The organism is Baekduia sp., from assembly GCF_035685985.1.
GTDB lineage: Bacteria > Actinomycetota > Thermoleophilia > Solirubrobacterales > Solirubrobacteraceae > Baekduia.
In genome coordinates this window covers 112,934-132,301 of the sequence record NZ_DASRZV010000026.1, presented here as the reverse complement: position 1 = coordinate 132,301, position 19,368 = coordinate 112,934, and the positions used below count along the sequence as shown (strand labels likewise).

20 protein-coding genes are annotated in these 19,368 nt (G+C 73.8%); 15 read left to right on the top strand and 5 right to left on the bottom strand.

Annotated elements, in window-relative coordinates; genetic code table 11:
- A partial coding sequence (locus tag VFG42_RS17540; protein WP_324910062.1) for a methionine adenosyltransferase domain-containing protein occupies nt 1-507 on the top strand: 507 nt, incomplete at its 5' end.
- An 87-nt stretch (nt 508-594) separates the two neighbouring features.
- On the opposite strand, the gene VFG42_RS17535 is transcribed toward VFG42_RS17540, so the two are convergent.
- Together VFG42_RS17535 and VFG42_RS17530 are read right to left on the bottom strand one after the other, a co-directional pair.
- Nucleotides 595-1,902 (bottom strand): hypothetical protein, encoded by a 1,308-nt coding sequence (locus tag VFG42_RS17535; RefSeq protein ID WP_324910061.1) that lies wholly within the window; start codon nt 1,900-1,902, stop codon nt 595-597.
- Between the two features lie 168 nt (nt 1,903-2,070).
- A complete protein-coding gene (locus VFG42_RS17530; protein ID WP_324910060.1) occupies nt 2,071-2,571 on the bottom strand; it encodes a PH domain-containing protein in 501 nt (166 codons plus the stop codon).
- Between the two features lie 31 nt (nt 2,572-2,602).
- On the opposite strand from VFG42_RS17530, the gene priA reads away from it, so the two are divergent.
- Genes priA through VFG42_RS17515 form a run of 3 tightly spaced genes read left to right on the top strand, consistent with a single transcriptional unit; the run spans nt 2,603 to nt 6,114 of the window.
- Nucleotides 2,603-4,657, top strand: coding sequence for a replication restart helicase PriA (gene priA, locus VFG42_RS17525; protein WP_324910059.1), 2,055 nt, complete (start codon nt 2,603-2,605; stop codon nt 4,655-4,657).
- 24 nt (nt 4,658-4,681) lie between these two features.
- Nucleotides 4,682-5,287, top strand: coding sequence for a peptide deformylase (def, locus tag VFG42_RS17520; protein ID WP_324910058.1), 606 nt, complete (start codon nt 4,682-4,684; stop codon nt 5,285-5,287).
- Complete coding sequence (locus VFG42_RS17515) at nt 5,284-6,114, top strand: methionyl-tRNA formyltransferase (RefSeq protein WP_324910057.1); 831 nt, start codon at nt 5,284-5,286, stop codon at nt 6,112-6,114. The genes def and VFG42_RS17515 overlap by 4 nt, the downstream gene beginning before the upstream one ends.
- 6 nt (nt 6,115-6,120) lie before the next feature.
- Here VFG42_RS17515 and VFG42_RS17510 read toward each other — a convergent pair whose 3' ends face one another.
- A complete protein-coding gene (locus tag VFG42_RS17510; protein ID WP_324910056.1) occupies nt 6,121-7,719 on the bottom strand; it encodes an ABC-F family ATP-binding cassette domain-containing protein in 1,599 nt (532 codons plus the stop codon).
- 64 nt (nt 7,720-7,783) lie between these two features.
- On the opposite strand from VFG42_RS17510, the gene rsmB reads away from it, so the two are divergent.
- The 10 genes from rsmB (at nt 7,784) to VFG42_RS17460 (ending at nt 18,144) form a co-directional block, all read left to right on the top strand.
- Nucleotides 7,784-8,977 carry a 16S rRNA (cytosine(967)-C(5))-methyltransferase RsmB gene (rsmB, locus tag VFG42_RS17505; protein ID WP_324910055.1) on the top strand — a complete coding sequence of 398 codons (1,194 nt, stop codon included), beginning with the start codon at nt 7,784-7,786 and terminating at the stop codon, nt 8,975-8,977.
- Entirely contained in the window at nt 8,964-9,188 is a 225-nt protein-coding gene (locus VFG42_RS17500) for a zinc-ribbon domain-containing protein (RefSeq protein WP_324910054.1), read from the top strand. Before rsmB ends, VFG42_RS17500 begins: the two co-directional genes overlap by 14 nt.
- A gap of 63 nt (nt 9,189-9,251) precedes the next feature.
- Entirely contained in the window at nt 9,252-9,905 is a 654-nt protein-coding gene (gene rpe, locus VFG42_RS17495; RefSeq protein WP_324910053.1) for a ribulose-phosphate 3-epimerase, read from the top strand.
- A 49-nt stretch (nt 9,906-9,954) separates the two neighbouring features.
- Complete coding sequence (locus tag VFG42_RS17490) at nt 9,955-10,308, top strand: response regulator transcription factor (RefSeq protein WP_324910052.1); 354 nt, start codon at nt 9,955-9,957, stop codon at nt 10,306-10,308.
- 36 nt (nt 10,309-10,344) lie between these two features.
- Complete coding sequence (locus VFG42_RS17485) at nt 10,345-12,099, top strand: sensor histidine kinase (RefSeq protein WP_324910051.1); 1,755 nt, start codon at nt 10,345-10,347, stop codon at nt 12,097-12,099.
- On the top strand, nt 12,090-12,734 hold the full coding sequence (locus VFG42_RS17480) for a response regulator transcription factor (protein ID WP_324910050.1): 645 nt from the start codon (nt 12,090-12,092) through the stop codon (nt 12,732-12,734). The genes VFG42_RS17485 and VFG42_RS17480 overlap by 10 nt, the downstream gene beginning before the upstream one ends.
- Before the next feature lie 117 nt (nt 12,735-12,851).
- Nucleotides 12,852-13,562 (top strand): ABC transporter ATP-binding protein, encoded by a 711-nt coding sequence (locus VFG42_RS17475; RefSeq protein ID WP_324910049.1) that lies wholly within the window; start codon nt 12,852-12,854, stop codon nt 13,560-13,562.
- 60 nt (nt 13,563-13,622) lie between these two features.
- Nucleotides 13,623-16,160: an ABC transporter permease gene (locus tag VFG42_RS17470; protein WP_324910048.1), complete on the top strand. Its 2,538-nt coding sequence runs from the start codon at nt 13,623-13,625 to the stop codon at nt 16,158-16,160.
- Between the two features lie 68 nt (nt 16,161-16,228).
- Nucleotides 16,229-16,807: an RNA polymerase sigma factor gene (locus VFG42_RS17465; RefSeq protein ID WP_324910047.1), complete on the top strand. Its 579-nt coding sequence runs from the start codon at nt 16,229-16,231 to the stop codon at nt 16,805-16,807.
- A complete protein-coding gene (locus tag VFG42_RS17460) occupies nt 16,804-18,144 on the top strand; it encodes a hypothetical protein (RefSeq protein ID WP_324910046.1) in 1,341 nt (446 codons plus the stop codon). The genes VFG42_RS17465 and VFG42_RS17460 overlap by 4 nt, the downstream gene beginning before the upstream one ends.
- Here the strand turns inward: VFG42_RS17460 and VFG42_RS17455 are convergent.
- Both VFG42_RS17455 and VFG42_RS17450 read right to left on the bottom strand, forming a co-directional pair.
- Nucleotides 18,105-18,569, bottom strand: a complete 465-nt coding sequence (locus VFG42_RS17455; RefSeq protein WP_324910045.1) for a DUF6691 family protein — start codon at nt 18,567-18,569, stop codon at nt 18,105-18,107. The genes VFG42_RS17460 and VFG42_RS17455 overlap by 40 nt on opposite strands.
- Nucleotides 18,570-19,031, bottom strand: a complete 462-nt coding sequence (locus VFG42_RS17450) for a YeeE/YedE family protein (RefSeq protein WP_324910044.1) — start codon at nt 19,029-19,031, stop codon at nt 18,570-18,572. It abuts the gene before it with no gap.
- 70 nt (nt 19,032-19,101) lie between these two features.
- On the opposite strand from VFG42_RS17450, the gene VFG42_RS17445 reads away from it, so the two are divergent.
- Nucleotides 19,102-19,368 (top strand): glutathione S-transferase N-terminal domain-containing protein, encoded by a 267-nt coding sequence (locus tag VFG42_RS17445; protein ID WP_324910043.1) that lies wholly within the window; start codon nt 19,102-19,104, stop codon nt 19,366-19,368.

The following is a 19,368-nucleotide window of genomic DNA, read 5'->3' as shown; positions in this document are numbered from 1 at the left end:
CTCGTCAATCCGACAGGCCGCTTCGTGATCGGCGGGCCGGTCGGCGACTGCGGGCTGACCGGCCGCAAGATCATCGTCGACACCTACGGCGGCATGGCCCGCCACGGCGGCGGCGCGTTCTCCGGCAAGGATCCGTCGAAGGTCGACCGCTCGGCCGCCTACGCGGCGCGCTGGGTGGCGAAGAACATCGTCGCCGCCGGCCTGGCCGACCGCGTCGAGGTCCAGGTCGCCTACGCCATCGGCGTCGCGCACCCGGTCTCGGTGATGGTCGAGACGTTCGGCACCGAGAAGATCGGCCGCGGCCGGATCGCCGAGCTGGTCGACGAGTTCTTCGACCTCCGCCCGGGCGCGTTCCGCGAGGCGCTGGACCTGCACCGTCCGATCTACCAGGACACGGCCGCCTACGGCCACTTCGGTCGCGAGAACCCCAACTTCACGTGGGAGCGCACCGACAAGGCCGCCGCGCTGGCCGAGGCCGCCGGCCTGGCCGTGCCCGCCGGCGCGTAGCCGCCGAGCCACGCAGAGCTGTTCACCGAGGGGCGGCCCGTTCGCGGGCCGCCCCTCGGCGTTGTCGGGGAGGGGAGAGGGTCGAGGTCAGAGACGTTCGCGCCAGCTGACCGCCGCGGCCGCGACGTCCAGCAGCGCCGCCGCCAGCGCGGTGGCGCTCGTGTCGTGGCCGGTGCGGGACCGGTCGCGGGCGCGGGCCAGGCCCTTGAGGCTCGCCGCCAGGACGGCGGGGCCGGAGGGGCCGCCGGAGCGCAGCTCGGCTCGCTCGGACGCCGTCAGCGCCCGCGCCTCGCCGCGCATCGCCGCGAGGTCGCGCGCGAGCGTCGCCGCCCGCGCCTCGGCCTCGCGGGCGGCCCGGCGCGCGGCGGTGGCCTCGGCCTGGGCGAGGGCGACGAGGGCGTCGGCGCCGTCGGCGTTCGCCGTCACGTCGCCGCCGTGACGCGCCGGGCCGTTCGCCGTCACGTCGCGATCGCCCAGCGCGGAGCCGCCCGGGAGCGCGCCGCCGTTCGCCTTCACTGTGGTCCTCGCCTTCGCCTCCGCGGCCCGCGCGCTGTCGCGCATCGCGCGGGCCGCCTCGCGCATCGCCGCCTGGGCCGCCTTCGCCTCGCCCTCGGCGGCGAGCGCGTCGGCGCGTGCCGAGGCCAGGTCGCGCTCGGTCGTCGTCAGCCGGTCGGCCAGCGTCGCGTTGGTCGTCTTCAGCTCCCGGCGCTCGGCGCGCAGGGACGCGATCGTCGCCTCCGCGCGCTCCAGGCGCGCGGCGCGCCGGCGCGCCGTGCGGCGTGCGTCGGTCGCCTCGGCCTTCGCCGCGGTCGTGCGCTCCCGCGCCCCGGCGATCGCCTGGTCGGCCCTCGCCTCGGCGGCGGCCGTCGCGCGCTGGGCACGGGCGATCGCCGCGTCGTCGGAGACGACGACGCGCTCGCGCTCCCGCTCGCCGCGCCGCGCCAGGCGCGCCTCGAGCACCGCGACGCGCTTCTCGGCCTCGCGGGCCTGGGCCAGCGCGGCCTCGAGCATCGCGCGGCCCTCCGGGCTGATGATCGCCCGGTCGGCCTGCTCGGGATCGACGTCGGCGCGGCGGGTCGGTCCGGGCTTGGCCGGCTCGAAGCCCGCGGCGCGGATCGCCGCGTTCAGCGAGCCGCCGAACGGCCGCTTGGCCGAGTTCAGCGCCGGCCACGCCGAGCCGTCGGCACGGCCGGCCCGGTAGCGCTCGACGCGCCACCGCTGCCCGGACCACTTCGCCGAGGACGGGTTCCAGTCCGCCGCGCGCGGCGGCGCACCATGGGCGGCGACCCACTCCTGGATCGCCTCGATGACGTTCTCGCGGTCCCACCCGCTCCGGCGGCCCTGGCCCGTGGCCGTCCGCCTGGAGGAGGCTCCCGCGACGGTCGCGGGAGCCATGACGCGCTCCCGCTACCCGCAGGTGGTGGTGGTCGGCGCCCACGACGGAGCGGCGGCCCACGTGTGCGGGTCGCGCGGCAGCGTCGTCGTGTTCGCGTTCAGCGCCATGCCCGAAGGACGGTAGGCGATCGCGCCGCGGTTCTCAACCTCGGTTCGAACCCACCGGGCTCACAGGCCCTGCGACGACGGGCCCTGCGTCTCGGCCTCGACCTCGCGGCGGTGGATGCGCTGGGCGCGGTCGACGGCGGCGACGATGCCGGCGGGGTTGGAGACGCCGCGGAAGGTGAAGTCGGAGTCGTCGGTGCCGGCGGTGTCGAAGTCGACGGCGCCGACGCGCAGGATGCGGTCCATGACCGACTGCGTGGTGTTGACGTTCTGGACGCGGTCGATGTGGGTCTGCTGGACGTGCCGGCTGAGGATCCCGGTGCGGATGTTCAGCCGCTCGGTGGTGATCGCGTAGCGCGTCGCCATGCGCTTGAAGAGGCCCGCCAGGACCACGAGCCCCATGACGACGACGAAGGCGAGGATCCCGACCGCGTGCGTGGACGCGAAGAAGAGGATCGCGCCGATGGCCAACGCGATGCCCAGGCCCTTGACGTAGAAGCTGAGGACCCCGCGCCACGACGGGTGCCCCTCGAAGACGATCTCCTCGCCCGGATGCAGGTCCATGGTCCCCGAAGCCTATCCTCGGAGCCGCCGCGTGTCCGCCCCCGTCATCCAAGTGGAGCCGTTGACGACGGCCCGTGCGCTGCGCGGGCCGTTCGACTACGTGCGGCCGGACGAGTCGGTCGACGTCGGCGCGCTGCTGGAGGTCCCGTTCGGCCGCCAGCGGCTCACCGCGGTGGTCACCGGGCTGGCCGAGGAGTCCGAGCACCGGCTGGTCTCGCCGCTGAAGGTCCTGCCCGACGCGCTGCCCGCCGACCTCGTCGACCTCGGGCTCTGGCTGGCGCACGAGTACGCGTCGACGCCCGCCCGCGCGCTGTCGCTGATGCTCCCGCCGCGCGGGGCGCGCGAGAAGCAGCGCCTGTGGGCCGAGGCGACGCCCGCCGCCTCCGAGGACGGCGTGCGCCTGACCGCCAACCAGCGGGCGCTGATCGCCACGCTGCCGCGCTTCGCCGGCGACGACCTCCAGGCGCTGCGGCGCCTCGAGGCCCGCGGCCTGGTGCGGATCGGCAAGCAGGGCGTGCGCCGCGCGCCCCAGCACCACGCGGTCGGCGCGCGCAAGCCGCCGCCGAAGCTCAACGCCGACCAGCTCGCCGCGCTGGACGAGCTGATCGCCGCGGCGCGGGCGCCGAAGCCGGAGGGCCTGCTCCTGCACGGCGTCACCGGCTCGGGCAAGACCGAGGTCTACCTGCGCGCCGCCGCCGACACGCTCCAGCGCGGCCGCGGCGTGCTGATCCTCGTCCCCGAGATCGGCCTGACGCCGCAGATGATCGACCGCTTCGTCACGCGCTTCGGCGACACCGTCGCGGTCCTGCACTCCAAGCTCGGCGCGGGGGAGCGCTACGACGAGTGGCGGCGCCTGCGCGCCGGCGAGGCGCAGGTCTGCGTCGGCCCGCGCAGCGCGGTCTTCGCGCCGATCGCCCACCTCGGCCTCCTCGTCGTCGACGAGGAGCACGACGGCTCCTACAAGAACGAGGGCGACCCGCGCTACGACGCGCGGCTGGTCGCGCAGCGGCGCGCCGCCCAGCACGGCGCGGTCCTGGTCTGCGGCAGCGCGACGCCGCGCCCGGAGTCCGTCCACGGGCTCAAGACCATCACCTTGCCTCGGCGCGTCGACGGCGCCGGGCTGCCGCCGGTGGAGATCGTCGACCTCAAGGCCGCCCACGGCCCGGTCCACCCGCGCACGCACGAGGCGCTGGTCGACGCCCGCAAGGCCATCGTGCTGCTCAACCGGCGCGGCTGGTCGAACTTCCTCACCTGCCGCTCCTGCGGGCACGTCTGGGAGTGCCCGCAGTGCGACGTCGCGCTGATCCTGCACCGCGACCAGCACGCGGTCGCCTGCCATCACTGCGGCCACCGCGAGCCGATCCCCGAGAAGTGCTCCACGTGCGGCAGCGTGTCGATCGCCCGCCACGGCGCCGGGACCGAGCGCCTGGAGCACGACCTCGCCGCGCTCGGCAAGCCCGTGCTGCGCCTCGACGCCGACGTCAAGGACGCGGGCGCCGTGCTGGCCGCCTTCGAGCGCGCCGAGCGGGCGATCCTCGTCGGCACGCAGGTCGTCGCCAAGGGCCATGACTTCCCCGACGTCGACCTCGGCGTCGTCCTGGACGCCGACTCCACGCTGCGCTTCCCCGACTTCCGCGCCGAGGAGCGCACGTTCGCGCTCGTCACCCAGCTCGCCGGCCGCGCGGGCCGCGGCGGGCACGGCAAGGTGATCGTCCAGACGATCGACCCGCAGGCCTCCGCGATCGCCTTCGCGGCCCGGCACGACTCCGACGGCTTCTTGGCCGAGGAGCTGGAGCGCCGCCGCTTCCTGCGCTACCCGCCGTTCTCGACGCTGATCCGGATCGTCTGCGCCGCCGAGCGCCCCGGCGCCGCGCTGTTCGCCGCCACCGACGTCCAGGGCCGCCTGCCGTCCTCGCTGGGCCCGGCGCCGCTCTTCCGCCTGCGCGGCAAGGAGCGCGCGCAGGTCGTCGTCAAGGCCGCCGAGCGCCGCTCGGCGATCGACCAGGTCGACGCCGCCGTCCGCGAGGTCAGCGCGATGAAGGCGCACCGGGACGTGGCGTTCTCGGTGGACGTCGACCCGCAGTAGAGACCATCTAGCATCACCTGCTGCATGGCCCAGCACCACGAGGAACTCGACGAGGCTCCCGAGCCCGCCACGACGCTCGACCCCGAGACCGCGGCCCGCCGGCGCGCCGCGCTCGCGCACGTGCGCAAGTACGGCGACCCGGTCCTGCGGTCCAAGGCGCGGCCGATCGACCGGTTCGACGACGACCTGCGCGACGAGATCGCGCGGATGGGCGTGCTGATGCACGACGCCTACGGGATCGGCCTGGCCGCCACGCAGGTCGGGATCCTGCACCGCGTGCTCGTCTACCGCGTCGAGCAGGACAGCCCGGTCAACGCGCTGATCAACCCCGAAATCGAGTGGTCGTCCAAGGACAAGGAGTGGTCGGAGGAGGGCTGCCTGAGCCTGCCCGCCGTCCACGTCGACGTCGAGCGCCCGGTCCACGTCCGCGTCCGCGCCCAGGACGAGCAGGGCGAGACGATCACGGTCGAGGCCTCGGGCCTGGAGGCCCGCGTCATCCAGCACGAGATGGACCACCTCGACGGCGTCCTGATCCTGGACCGCGCCCCGCGCGACCAGCGCAAGGAGGGCATGCGCGCGCTGCGCGCCGCCCTGGAGGCGCTCGAGGCCGAAGAAGACGACGCGGCGTGAGCGTTGTCTATCTCGGCACCAGCGCGTTCGCCGCGCGCATCCTGCGGGCGCTGGCCGAAGGCCCGCACCGCCCGGCGCTGGTCGTCACGCGGCCGGACGCCAAGCAGGGGAGAGGGCGGAAGATCGCGCCGCCGCCGGTCGCGGTGACCGCGCGCGAGCTGGGCATCGAGGTCGACCAGCCGGCGTCGGTCAACGACGACGAGGCCCGCGCGCGGATCGCGGCCGTGCGGCCGACCGCGGTGATCCTGTGCGCGTTCGGCGCGCTGGTCAAGGACCCGCTGCTGAGCGACTACGACATCTTGAACGTCCACCCGTCGCTGCTGCCGCGCTGGCGCGGCGCGGCGCCGGTCGAGCGGGCGATGATGGCGGGCGACGCCCAGACCGGCGTCTCGATCATGCGCCTGGTGGCCGAGCTGGACGCCGGCCCGGTCTACGCCCAGCGCCCCGAGCCGATCCTGCCCAGCGACGACTACGCCTCGCTCGCCGAGCGCCTGGAGGACGTCAGCGTCCGGCTGCTGGAGCACGTGCTGGAGACCAACCCCACGCCCGAGCCCCAGCCCGAGGACGGCGTCACCTACGCCGACAAGCTGACCGCCGAGGACCGCACGCTGGACCTCACGCGCGCGCCGGAGGAGAGCGTCCGGATCGTCCGCGCGCTGCACCCGCACATCGGCGCCCGCATCGCGCTGCCCAGCGGTGAGTACCTCGGCGTGCAGGAGGCCTCGATCAACCTCGACGGCACGCTGGAGCTCGTGACCGTCCAGCCCGCCGGCGGGCGCCCGATGGCCTACGCGGAGTACCTGCGCGGCCACGCGCCGGTGCTGTAGGCGCGGCTAGCGCAGCGCTCGGACCTCCAGGTCCTTCACCTCGACCACGCGGTCCGCGATCCGGTCCAGGAAGTAGCGGTCGTGCGAGACCGCGACGACGGTCCCGTCGAAGCGCTCCAACGCGCCTTCCAGCACCTCGACCGAGGCGATGTCGAGGTGGTTGGTCGGCTCGTCGAGCACGAGGCAGTTCGCGCCGCCGAGCATCAGCGTCAGGCAGCGCAGGCGCGTGCGCTCGCCGCCGCTCATCGACGCCACCGGCCGCCGGCACTGCTCGTAGTCGAACAGGAACCCCATCAGCTTGCGGACGGCCTCGTCCTCGGTCATCCGGCCCATCGCGCGCACGACGTCGATCGCGTCGGCGTCGTCGGGCAGCTCGGCGACGGACTGGGAGAGGTGGTCGAAGACGATCGACGGCCCCGCCCACCGCTCACCGGCGCTCAGCGCCAGCTCGCCGGTCAGCAGCTTCAACAGCACGGTCTTGCCCGCGCCGTTGGGGCCGACGATCCCGAGCCGCTCGCCCCGTCCCACCTCGAGCGAGACGTCGACCAGCACGGGGTCGAACTCGGCTCCCGTCAGCGCCACCACGCGCTCGCCGCCGCGGGCCGCGCTGCGCAGCTCCAGCGCCATCTTGCGCCGCTCCAGCACCGGGCGCGGCACCTGGTCGATGCGGTCGATGCGCCGCCGCATGTTCCGCGCCCGGGTCGCGAAGCGCTCGTCCAGCGTCATCCGCGCCCAGTGGGCGAACTGCTTCATCGCCGCCTCCATGCGCGCGATCTCCTTCTGCTGGGCCGCGTAGACCTCGGCCTGGCGCTTGAGCGCCAGCTCCCGGGCGACCGTGTAGGCGCTGTAGCCGCCGCCCGGCCAGCGCCGCACGCGCCCGTGCTCCAGCTCCGCGATCTCGGTGACGACCTCGTCCAGCAGGTAGCGGTCGTGCGAGACCACCACGACGGCGCCGGCGGCGCGGGCGACCAGCTCCTCCAACAACGCGCGGCGGTCCATGTCCAGGTGCGCCTCGGGCTCGTCGAGCAGCAGCAGGTCGGGCTTGCGGACCAGGCACGCGGCCAAGGCCACCAGCTTGCGCTCGCCGCCGCTCATCGCCCGCGTCGGCCGCGCGTCGCGCTCGGGGTCGGCCATCCCGAGGTCGCGCAGGATCCGCAGCGCGTCGCCCTCGACGGTGGAGGCGCCCACCGCCTCCACCAGCCGGGCCTGGCGCTCCAGCAGGCGCTCCATCCGCTTCAGATCGCTCGCCAAAGCCGGATCGGCCAGCTGCTCCTCGACGTCGCGCAACTCCGCGTGCAGCGTCGCGACCTCGGGCACCGCGGCCCGCACCGTGTCCAGCGCGGTGCGCTCGTCGCCGTCGACCATCTGCGGCAGGAACGCGACCGTCGCGCCCCTGCGGATCGTCAGCGTGCCCGCGTCCGGCGCCTCGACGCCCGCGAGCATCCGCAGGATCGTGGACTTCCCGGCGCCGTTGGCGCCGACCAGCCCGACGCGGGCGCGCGGCCCGACCTCGAGGTCCAGGCCGTCCAGGACGCGCCGTCCGCCGAAGCCCTTGACGACGCCGCGCAGCGTGAACGCGGGGGCGGTGGGAGCGCTCAGAGCCATCGTCGCACCACGGTATTCGGCATCGGACAGGCGGTGCCACGGGGATCCTCCTAGTCTAGGAGTGGTGCCCGCCAGTCCCGCCCGCCGGACCGCGCTCACCGTCCTGCGCCGCGTCGAGGAGCAGGGCGCGTTCGCCGACCGCGCTTTGCACGGCGACGCGCGCGAGCTCGATCCGCGCGATCGCGCGCTGGCCAAGCGCCTGGTCTTCGGCACGATCCAGCGCCGCGGCACGCTGGACTGGATCATCGCCCGCCACGTCACGCGCAAGCTCGACCCGCAGGTGCGCGCAGCGCTGCTGATCGGTCTGTACCAGCTGCTCTACACCGACGTCCCCGCGCATGCCGCGGTCGCCGAGTCGGTCGAGCTGGCCAAGCCGTCGCCCGGCGCCAAGCTCGTCAACGCGGTCCTGCGCAAGGTCCAGCGCGAGGGCGTGCACCTGCCCTCCGACGACACGCCCGAGGGCGCGGCGATCGTCCACTCGCACCCCGAGTGGCTGACGCGGATGTGGTGGGACTGGCTCGGTCCCGACGAGGCCCGCGCGCTGCTGGCCGCCGACAACGAGCCCGCCGAGCTGGCGCTGCGCATCAACCCGCTGGCCGGCGTCGACGTCGACCTCAAGGGCCGCCGCGAGGACGACGCGATCGTGGTCGAGGGCCCGATCGACGTGCTAGCCCACCCGCTCTACGCGGCCGGGGCGATCACCCCGCAGTCGCGCGCGTCGCAGCGCGTGGCCCGCGCGCTCGACCCGCAGCCCGGCGAGCGGATCCTCGACGTCTGCGCCGCGCCCGGCGGCAAGACCACGCACGTGGCCGCGCTGATGGGCGACGAGGGCGAGATCGTCGCGGTCGAGAAGCACCCGCAGCGCGCCCGCGCGCTGGAGGCGCAGGCCAAGCGGCTGCATGCGTCGTCGGTGAACGTGCACGTCGGCGACGCCAAGGACCTCACCGCCGGCCGGCTCGGCGGGACCTTCGACCGCGTCCTGATCGACCCGCCCTGCAGCGGCCTCGGCACGCTGCGCACGCACCCCGACCTGCGCTGGCGCGCGACGCCCGAGGCGATCGAGGTCCTGCGCCGCGAGCAGGAGGCGATCGTGGAGGCCGCGCGCGGCCTCCTGAAGCCCGGCGGGCGGCTCGTGTACTCGACGTGCACGCTGTCGCCGCGCGAGGAAGTGGTGGACCAGGGGACGGTCGAACGGACCCTGCCGCACCGCGACGGGACCGACGGCTTCTATATTGCCGTCTCGGATGGCGACCTCTAAGGAGCTCGGGCTGAAGTGCCCCGGATGCGGCGAGCCGTGGTTGCGACCGACCACGCTGGCCGGCCGCTACCGGTGCGTCTACTGCCTGCACCGCTTCGAGCTGCGCTCGGTCTGCCCCGACTGCGGCGAGCACGGCACGATCGTCCGGATGTCGTCGACGGCCACCACGGTCTGCAACCACTGTGGCGGCTCGATGCTCATCGAGATCTGACGGGTCGGCGAAGCCTCGCCCGGAGGGCTCGTTTCGCCGCGGCACCGGATATCTTCAGCGAGAGTGCCTGAACGTCGCATCGCCCCGTCCATCCTCGCCGCGGACTTCGCCCGCCTCGGCGCCCAGGTCCGCGAGGTCGTCGACGCCGGCGCCCGCGTGATCCACGTCGACATCATGGACGGCCACTTCGTGCCGCCGCTGTCGATGGGCCCGCAGGTCCTGAGCGCGCTGGTCGACCAGGGCTTCGAGGGCGTCGAGTACGACGTGCACCTGATGGTCGAGCAGCCCGAGCGCCACATCGCCGACTTCGCCAAGGCCGGCGCGCACAACATCACCTTCCACGCCGAGGCGACCCCGCACGTCGACTACACGGTGAACAAGATCCGCGAGCTGGGCTGCACGGCGGGCATCGCGGTCTGCCCGGCCACGCCGCTGGACGTCTACCGCGAGATCACGCCGGACCTCGCGCTGTGCATGACCGTCAACCCCGGTTGGGGCGGCCAGTCGTTCATCGCCTCCTCACCGAACAAGATCGCCCGACTGCGGAAGATCCTCGGGGACTCAGTCGACCTCGAGGTGGACGGGGGCATCGACGCGACCACCGCCCGTCCGGCTGCTGACGCCGGGGCAACCCTCTTCGTGGCCGGATCCGCGCTGTTTGGGGCCTCCGACCCGGCGCAGGCCTACCGCGACATCGCCGCCGCGGCCGGGGTGTAGCCAGCCGTACCTCTGGGTCCTTTTGCAGGCCCGATGATGTGAACAGCCCGTGAGCACGAAGGTCCTCATCGTCGACGACCACCCGACCTTCCGGTCGACCGCTCGCCTCCTGCTGGAGAGCGAGGGCTTCGACGTGATCGGGGAGGCGCCCGACGGCCTCAGCGCGATCGCCGCCGCCGGCGAGCTCAACCCCGACCTGGTGTTGTTGGACGTCAACCTCCCGGACCTCGACGGCTTCGACGTCGCCGCGCGCATCACCAGCGTGCTCGGCGCGCCCGCCGTCGTGCTCACCTCCAGCCGCGACAGCTCGGACTTCGGGCCGCTCGTGCATCGCAGCGGCGCGCGAGGGTTCATCCCGAAGGGCGAGCTCTCAGGGGCTGCGCTCACCGCGCTGATCCGGTAGTCGTTCGCACAAGATGGCGTCCGGGGAGCGACAGCCGTGAGCTCGCTGCGGGCCGCCCTCGGCGCGCTCTTCGCGGCGGCCGTGGCGATGGCCGCGGTGTTCGTCGCGCTCGTCACCTCCTCCGACCACCAGGCCAACCCCGGGCTGACCGCCACGATCGGCGCGGCGATCGGGCTGAGCTACTGCGGGATCGGCCTGTTCGCGTGGCTGCGGCGCCCGCACAACCGCTTCGGCGCGCTGCTGACCGCGGTCGGCTTCGCCTGGATGCTGACCGGGCTGACCGAGGCCGACGACGCGTGGGTCTACACGCTGGGCGTCTACGTCGGCTCGCTGTACCTGGCGCTGATCGGCCACACGCTGCTGGCGTTCCCGTCGGGCAAGCTGGAGACGACGCGCGCGCGGCTGCTCGTCGCGCTCGCCTACCTCGACGTCTTCCTGGTCCAGATCCCGTTCCTGCTGCTGGGCGGCGACCTCTCCGACGAGCCGCACGCGCCGCGCAACGCGTGGGCGCTGACCGAGAGCCCCGACAGCGCGCAGGTCTTCTCGTCGGTCTTCGAGCTGGTCGCGATCGCGCTGACGATCTGGCTCGGCGTGCAGCTGCTGGAGAAGCGCGCGCGGGCCTCGGCGCCGCAGCGGCGGATGATGGCGCCGGTGCTGTGGACGGGCGTGGCGATGCTCGCGGCGCTGACCGTCGCGTTCATCGGCCAGCTCTTCCGCGGCGACAACCCCGGCGTCGTGGGGCCGGGCATCGTGGCGCTGGTGGCCTTCGGCGCGCTGCCGTGGGCGTTCGTGATCGGCCTGCTGCGCACGCGCTACTCGCGGGCCGGGGCGGTCGGGGACCTCGTGGAGCGCCTGAACGCCCAGGGCGTGGAGGGCGAGTCGCTGCGCGACGCGCTGGCCGAGGCGCTCGGCGATCGCTCGCTGGCGCTGGCGTTCTGGTCGCGCGGCAGCGAGCGCTACGTCGACTCCCACGGCCAGCCGGTCGACCTGCCGCCGGCGACGTCGCGCTCCCGGGCGGTCACCGAGATCGAGCGCGAGGCGGTGCCGGTCGCGGCGATCGTCCACGACGCCGCGCTGCTGGACGAGCCCGGCCTCGTGCGCGCGGCGGGCGCCGCCGCGGCGCTGGCGCTGGAGAACGAGCGCCTGGAGGCCGAGCTGAAGGCGCGCGTCGCCGAGCTGCAGGTCTCGCGGGCCAAGGTCATCGAGGTCGGCTTCCAGGAGCGCCGCACGCTGGAGCGCAACCTGCACGATGGGGCGCAGCAGCGGCTCGTGGCGCTGTCGCTGCAGCTCGGGCTGGCCAAGACGAAGCTGCGCGACGAGCCCGACGTGGCCGAGCGGATCCTCGACGGCGCGCGGGTCGAGCTGGCCAGCGCGCTGGAGGAGCTGCGCGAGCTGGCGCGCGGCATCCACCCGGCGATCCTGACCGACCGCGGGCTGCCCGCGGCGCTGGAGGCGCTGGCCGCGCGGGCCCCCGTTCCGGTCGAGGTCGAGGACGTCCCGGAGGAGCGGATGCCGACGCCGGTGGAGGCCGTCGCGTACTTCGTCGTGGCCGAGTCGTTGACGAACATGGCCAAGTACGCGGAGGCCGAGTATGCGAGCGTCCGGGTTCTTCGGGAGAATGGCTACGCAGTGGTGGAGATCGAGGACAACGGCATCGGCGGCGCGGACCCGTCCGCGGGCTCCGGCCTGCGTGGGCTGGCCGACCGGCTGGCCGCGCTCGACGGGCGGCTCGAGGTCGACTCTCCGCCTGGTGTCGGTACAACCGTGAGGGCGAGGATTCCGTGCGCGTAGCGCTCGCTGACGATTCCGTGCTGCTCCGCGAAGGACTCGCGGCGCTGCTCGAAGGCAAGGACTTCGACGTCGTCGCCCAGTCGGGCGACGCCGAGGATCTGTTGCGCAAGGTCGGGGCCCACAAGCCCGACGTGGCCATCGTGGACGTCCGCATGCCGCCGACGCACACCGACGAGGGGCTCAAGGCCGCGCTGGAGATCCGGGAGCGCTTCCCGGAGACCGGCGTGCTCGTGCTGAGCGCGTACGTGGAGGAGTCCAGCGCGCTGGAGCTGCTCTCCGACGACGCGGCCGGGATCGGCTACCTGCTCAAGGACCGCGTCTCCGACGTCGACCGCTTCACCGACGCCGTCCGGCGCGTGGGGGAGGGCGGGAGCGCGCTCGACCCCGAGGTCGTGTCGCGCCTGCTCGGCCGCCGGCGCCGCGAGGACCCGCTGGAGGCGCTGTCGCCGCGCGAGCGCGAGGTCCTGGGGCTGATGGCCGAGGGGCGCTCCAACCACGCGATCGCCGACGCCCTGGTCGTCACCGAGCGCGCGGTGGAGAAGCACGTCACGTCGATCTTCACCAAGCTCTCGCTGCCGCCGACGGTCGAGGACCACCGGCGCGTGCTGGCGGTCCTGGCCTACCTGCAGTCCTAGGGCGGTTTCCGGCGGGCCTCAGGGTGGTGTCATGGACATTCCCATGACATCCCCTAAGGGGCCGAGGGGGGCTAGCCGTACCCCTGCTCGGAGGGCATGCTGGAAGGCTCCTGAGCCATGACCTCCATCGTCTCCGCGCAGGATCTCCGCCGGGTCTACGGCGAGGGCGGCGCTGCCGTCACCGCGCTCGACGGCGTCAGCGTCGCGTTCCCCGCCGGGGCGTTCACGGCCATCATGGGTCCGTCGGGCTCCGGCAAGTCGACGCTCATGCACCTCCTGGCCGGGCTGGACCGTCCGACCGCGGGCTCGGTGACGCTCGACGGCGTCGAGCTGACCACGCTCAACGACGACGCGCTCACCCAGCTGCGTCGCGACCGCGTCGGGTTCATCTTCCAGGCGTTCAACCTGCTCCCCGTCCTGAACGCCCGCGAGAACATCGAGCTGCCGCTGTCGATCGCCGGCCGCAAGCCCGACCGCGAGTGGGTCGACCAGCTCATCGACCTGGTCGGCCTGCGCGACCGCGTCTCGCACCGGCCGTCGGAGCTGTCCGGCGGCCAGCAGCAGCGCGTGGCGGTCGTGCGCGCGCTGGCGTCGCGGCCCGCGGTCGTGTTCGCCGACGAGCCGACCGGCAACCTCGACTCCGTGTCCTCCACCGAGATCCTGCAGCTGCTGCGGCGCTCGGTGGACGAGTTCGGCCAGACGATCATCATGGTCACGCACGACGAGGAGGCCGCCGCCTACGCGGACCGGCTGCTCGTGCTGCGCGACGGCCAGATCGTCGAGGACCGCGCGCCCACGCGCGGCACCGCCGCACCCGCACGCGTCTGAGGCGCGCCGCGGTCCCCCTCTGACCCCTCCCCTTCTCTCCCCGAGGACCGAGCACTCCCCATGCGCAAGATCGCCCTCCGAGGTCTCTTCGCCCGCAAGCTCCGCCTCGCGCTGACCGCGCTGGCGGTGGCGCTCGGCGTGACGCTGATCGCCGGCACCTACATCTTCACCGACACCATCACGAAGTCGTTCGACAACATCTTCGTGCAGTCCAACAAGGGCACCGACGTGGCGTTGTCCCCCAACAACGACCTCGCCGGCGACGAGGACCCGCCGCCGATCCCGGGCTCCGTGCTCACCCGCGTCGAGAAGGTCGACGGCGTCGCCCAGGCCGAGGGCTCGGTGTTCTCGCAGGGCGGCTCGTTCCGCAAGGGCGACGGGTCCAAGCTGAAGGGCCAGGGCTTCAACGCGATCGCGGGCGCCCACGACGTCCAGCGCTTCGAGGCGTTCGTCGCCAAGGACGGGCACCTGCCGCGGACGGCCGACGAGGTCGCGATCCCCAAGGCGACCGCGGACAACAACCACCTCAAGGTGGGGGACAAGCTCGAGATCCAGGACGCGGCCCCGAAGAAGACCTACACGATCTCCGGCATCGGGACGATCGCGGGCGTCGACTCCTTCGGCGGCGGCGTGATCGCGGTGCTGACGCTGCCCGAGGCCCAGCGGATGACCGGGCACGAGGACTCCTACGACGAGATCGAGGTCGCGGCCAAGCCGGGCGTGACACCCGAGGAGCTGAAGGCGCGGCTGGCCAAGGTCGTGCCGCAGAACGTCCAGGTCCGCACCGGCACCGAGCAGGCGGCCAAGCAGACCAAGGACATCAAGACGGGTTTCCTGGACTTCCTGCGGACCGCGCTGCTGGCCTTCGCGGGGATCTCGCTGTTCGTCGGCGCGTTCCTGATCTTCAACACGTTCTCGATCACGGTCGCCCAGCGCACGCGGGAGTTCGCGCTGCTGCGCGTGCTCGGCGCCAAGCGCCGGCAGGTGATGCGCTCGGTGCTCGCCGAGGGGCTGATCCTGGGCGTGTTCGGCAGCGCGGTGGGGCTGGTGCTCGGCATCGGCGTGGCCGCCGGGCTGAAGGCCCTGTTCAAGGCGGTCGGCGCGGACCTGCCGTCGACCGCGACGGTGATCGAGACGCGGACGATCGTGGTGTCGCTGCTGGTCGGCACGATCGCGACGCTGGTCTCGACGCTGGCGCCGGCGATCCGCGCGACGCGCGTGCCGCCGCTGGCCGCGCTGCGCGAGGGGCTGGACAGCGGACGCAAGCGCTCGCGCTGGTCGACGCCGCTGTCGGCGGTCCTGACGGTCGCGGGCCTCGGGTTCATGGTGCTGGGGCTGTTCGGCGGCGGCAAGGCGTCGACGGCGTTGTCGCTGATGGGCCTGGGCGCGGCGATGACGTTCCTCGGCGTGGCGTTCCTGTCGCCGCGGCTGGTCGGGCCGATCGCCGGGTTCGTCGGCACGCCGTTCGAGCGCTTCCGCGGGATCACGGGCCGGATCGCGCGGGAGAACACCGTGCGCTTCCCGGGACGGACCGCGGTGACCGCGGGCGCGCTGATGGTCGGCGTCGCGCTGGTGACGTTCGCGTCGATCTTCGCGGCCGGGGCCAAGTCGACGATCCGCGACGCGGTGACCAGCGGCTCCCGCGCGCAGGCGATCGTCGAGTCCACCAACTTCGGGTCGTTCTCGCCGCAGGCGACGGCGGCCGTGGCCAAGGTGCCGGGCGTCAAGGTGGTCGGCGCGCTGCGCAACGGCGTGGCGCGGGTGGACGGCGCCAAGAAGGGCGTGACCGGCGTCGACCCGACGCTGCCGGACCTCTACCACGCCGACTGGAAGCAGGGCAATGACAATGTGATCCGGCACCTCGGCCCGAGGGACATCGTGGTCAGCAAGTCCTACGCGGAGGACAACGACGTCAAGGTCGGCCAGACGCTGACGCTGGAGACGTCCAAGGTGAAGGCCTTGCCGTTGAAGGTCACGGGGATCATCGACGACAAGGGCGGGCTCTACAGCGCGCTGACCGTGAGCAAGGACACGATGGCCCAGCAGTTCGGGGTCTCCAAGGACTCCTTCGTGCTGGTGGGGTACAACGGCTCCCGGCCCGCGAGCGCGGTGAAGGCCGACATCGACCGGCTGCTGAACAACCAGTTCCCCGAGGCCGAGGCGAAGACCAACGCGGAGTTCATCAGCCAGCAGGAGGGGCAGGTGAACCAGCTGCTGACGTTGATCTACGCCCTGCTGGCGATGGCGATCATCGTGTCCCTGTTCGGGATCGTCAACACGCTGGTGCTGAGCATCAGCGAGCGCGTGCGCGAGCTGGGGCTGCTGCGGGCGATCGGCATGTCGCGGAGGCAGGTGCGGCGGGTCATCCGCTACGAGGCGATCATCACCGCCCAGATCGGGGCCGTCATCGGCATGGTCCTCGGCATCGTGCTGTCGGTGCTCGTGACCCGGGCGATCGACGGCTTCAAGCTCTCGATCCCGATCCCCACGCTCGTGCTCCTGCTGATCCTCTCGGCCTTCGCCGGCGTCCTCGCCGCGATCCTCCCGGCCCGCCGCGCCTCGCGCCTCGACGTGCTCGAGTCGCTCGCCTACGAGTAGGCGCGGCGGACGCCGCCGGTCGGCGCTCGCGGTCACGAAATCGGCGGTGGTCGCCACTTGTGCGGTGGATGGACGCGACGCCGCTCACCGACTCGTTGACCCGGGCGCCGGGGTTCGTCGCGCTCTACCGCCGCGAGAGCCCGATGCTGCTGACGTTCTGCGCGCGGCGCGTCCTGGACGCCGAGACGGCGCTGGACCTCGTCGCCGAGACGTTCGCGCAGGCGTTCCGGTCCCGCGGGTCGTTCAAGGGCAGCACGGAGGAGGAGGCGCGGGCGTGGCTGCTGACGATCGCCCGCCGCCAGATCGCGCGCTACCTCGACAGAGGACGGCTGGACCGGCGGCTGGTCGAGCGGGTCGGGTTCCAGGTGCCCGCGATGGCGCCGGACGAGATCGCCGACGTCGAGCGGCGCGCCGGGCTGTCGGCGCTGCGCGGGGCGCTCGGCGCCGAGCTGGCCAAGCTCAGCGGCGACCAGCGCGAGGCGCTGAGGCTGCGCGTCGTCGAGGAGCTGTCCTACGCCCAGGTCGCGCGGTCGCTGGGGATCACCGAGGCGACCGCCCGCGCCCGCGTCTCGCGCGGCCTGCGCGCGCTGAGCCGCGCGCTGGAGCCCCACCACCACGTGCTCGTCAACGGAGGGGAGGACCGATGAGCGACCCGCTGCCGCCCGCCCTGGAGCGCCTCGGCGCCGAGATCGAGCGCGTCGCGCGCGCGGCCGACGCGGAAGCCGCCGCGGGCGCCGCGGGCCGCCGCCGCCGCGTCCCGCGCATGCCCCGCGCCCTCCTCGTCGCGCTCGTCGCCACCGCCACGCTGGCGACCGCCGCCGCCGTGGCCGCCACGACCGGCCTGCTGACCGGCGCGCCGGTCCCCAAGCCCAAGGGCATCGGGTTCACCGACCCGCACGAGGGCTGGGGCGTGCCGATCGCCAAGACCATCGAGCTGGCGCCGCTGCGGGTCGGCGACCCCGACGGTGGTCCGCCCTGGGGCCTGCGCACGCTGCGCACCACCCGCGGCCTCGGGTGCGTCCAGGTCGGCCGCGTCCAGGACGGGCAGCTCGGCGTCGTCGGCCAGGACGGCGCGTTCGCCGACGACGGCAAGTTCCACGTCATGGGCCCGGACGTCCTCACCGGCGCGCTGTGCTCGGCCGTCGACGGCGCCGGCCACACGTTCCTGGCGATCGTCCACGACGGCGTGCCCGCCGGCGGCCTGGAGCGCGGCTGCGCGGTCCGGGCCCTCGGGGCCCGGCCCGGCGAGGTGCCGCCGTGCCCCCGCGGCCACCTGCGCAACCTCGTCTACGGCCTGCTCGGCCCGGCCGCCGCGTCGATCACCTACCGCGCCGCCGACGGCACCGTCGCCACGCAGCGCGTCACCGGCCCGGAAGGCGCCTACCTCGTCGTCGGCCGCCCGTCGCGACGCCACCCCGGGACCGGGGCGATGATGATCGGCCCGACGCCCGCGATCCGCCTGCTGAGCGTCCGCTACCGCGACGGCAGCGTCTGCCGCACGGCCAACCCGGTCCGCCTCAACGGCGCGCGTCGCTGCCCGGCCAAGGGCTACGTCGCGCCGAAGCTGCCGCGCCTGAGCACCGCCGACGTCGCCACCCGCGTCACCGCCTCCGTCGCCCGGAAGGCGGAGGTCCCGCGCTTCCCCGGCGTCACCGTGTCCAAGGACGCGCCCAGGCAGCGCCGCGTGACCGTCCGCTTCCGCGCGCCCGTCGCCGCGATCGGCCAGGCCCGCACCTACGGCGTCTCGCTCGTCCCACGCGACCACCACCGCTGCGGGCTCGGCGCCCTCGGCGTGACCATCGAGCGCGACGTCGCCGCCGGCGACCCCGTCCGCCAGGACCTCTGGCTGCCGACCGACTGCCACGGCACCGTCGACCTCACGGTCACGCTGCGCCGGCAGACCACCGCGCCGCAGCCGCCGCCGCTCCCGCCCGACGGCCGCGGTCAGCCGGTCGTCGGACGCGTCGCCGCGCGCATCCCGTGAGCGGCCGGCGGCCGCGCGTCGCTCGCCGGCTCGGTCTCCGCCGCCCGCGGCGCGCGCAGGAACCACCAGATGCCGCCGAGCATCCCGACGAACGTGAAGACGGCCCACGGGACGCCCTGGCCGATCTGCGTCGCGATCGGGCCGGGGCAGGCGTCGGCGACCGCCCAGCCGATCCCGAAGACCAGCGACCCGACGACGTGCCGGCGCTCCACGCGCTCGCGCGGGAACGTCAGCCGCTCGCCGGCCCGATGGCGGAGCAGCGCCTGGCCGACGAACGCCACCGCGACCGCCGAGGCGAACATGAAGAACAGGTAGCCCTCGTGGAACAGCAGCGCGTCGCGGATGACGTCCGGTGCGGACATCCCCGCCCACGACAGCGTCACGCCGAAGACCAACCCCACCAACAACCCGGCGAAGCGCTTCATCTAGACCACCGCCTCGATCAGGAAGCTGACGGCGATCGCGGTCCCGAAGAACGTCGCGGTCGCGGCCAGCGACGCGGGGGAGACCAGCGAGTTGCCCGACAGCCCGTTGCCCGACGTGCAGCCGCCCGCGGCCTTCGCGCCCCAGCCGATCAGCGCGCCCGCGACGACCAGCACCGGCGCGATGACCCAGCGCGCGCCGCCGTCGAAGGACCGCGTCAGCCAGCCGTAGCCGTGGAAGTCCGGGCCGCCCGCGGCCAGGGCGAACACGGTCCCGCCCAGCAGCACGCCGATCGCGAACCAGCCGCGCCAGTCGAACGACAGCGACCGCCGCGCGAGCTTGCCGACCAGCTCCGAGAACCCACCGGTCACGCCCAGCCGCGCGTCGAACAGCGCGCGGCAGGCGACCACGCACAGCCCCAGCACGGGGCCGGCGACGAACCACGGCAGCTGCGTGTGCTCCATGGCCGACACGGTAGCTCGCATTTCCCACGATGGAAGTCGTAAAGGCGGACCGGGTGTAGGGTCCGCGCCCATGGCCGACAAGGTGATCCTCCATCGCTGCTCCTGGACGTTTTTGAAGACCGAGCTGGACGCGTGCTACCGCGTGCAGAAGGCGCTCGACGCGCAAGGCATCGAGTACGAGGTCGTCAAGCACGGCTACGGCAAGGGCAAGCGCCCCGAGGTCGTCGCGCTCAGCGGCCAGAAGCTGCTGCCGGTGCTCGAGCTGCCCGACGGCACCGCCTACCGCGCCGAGTCCAAGGACATGGCCGCGAAGGTGCGCGCGGGCGAGGTCGCCTAG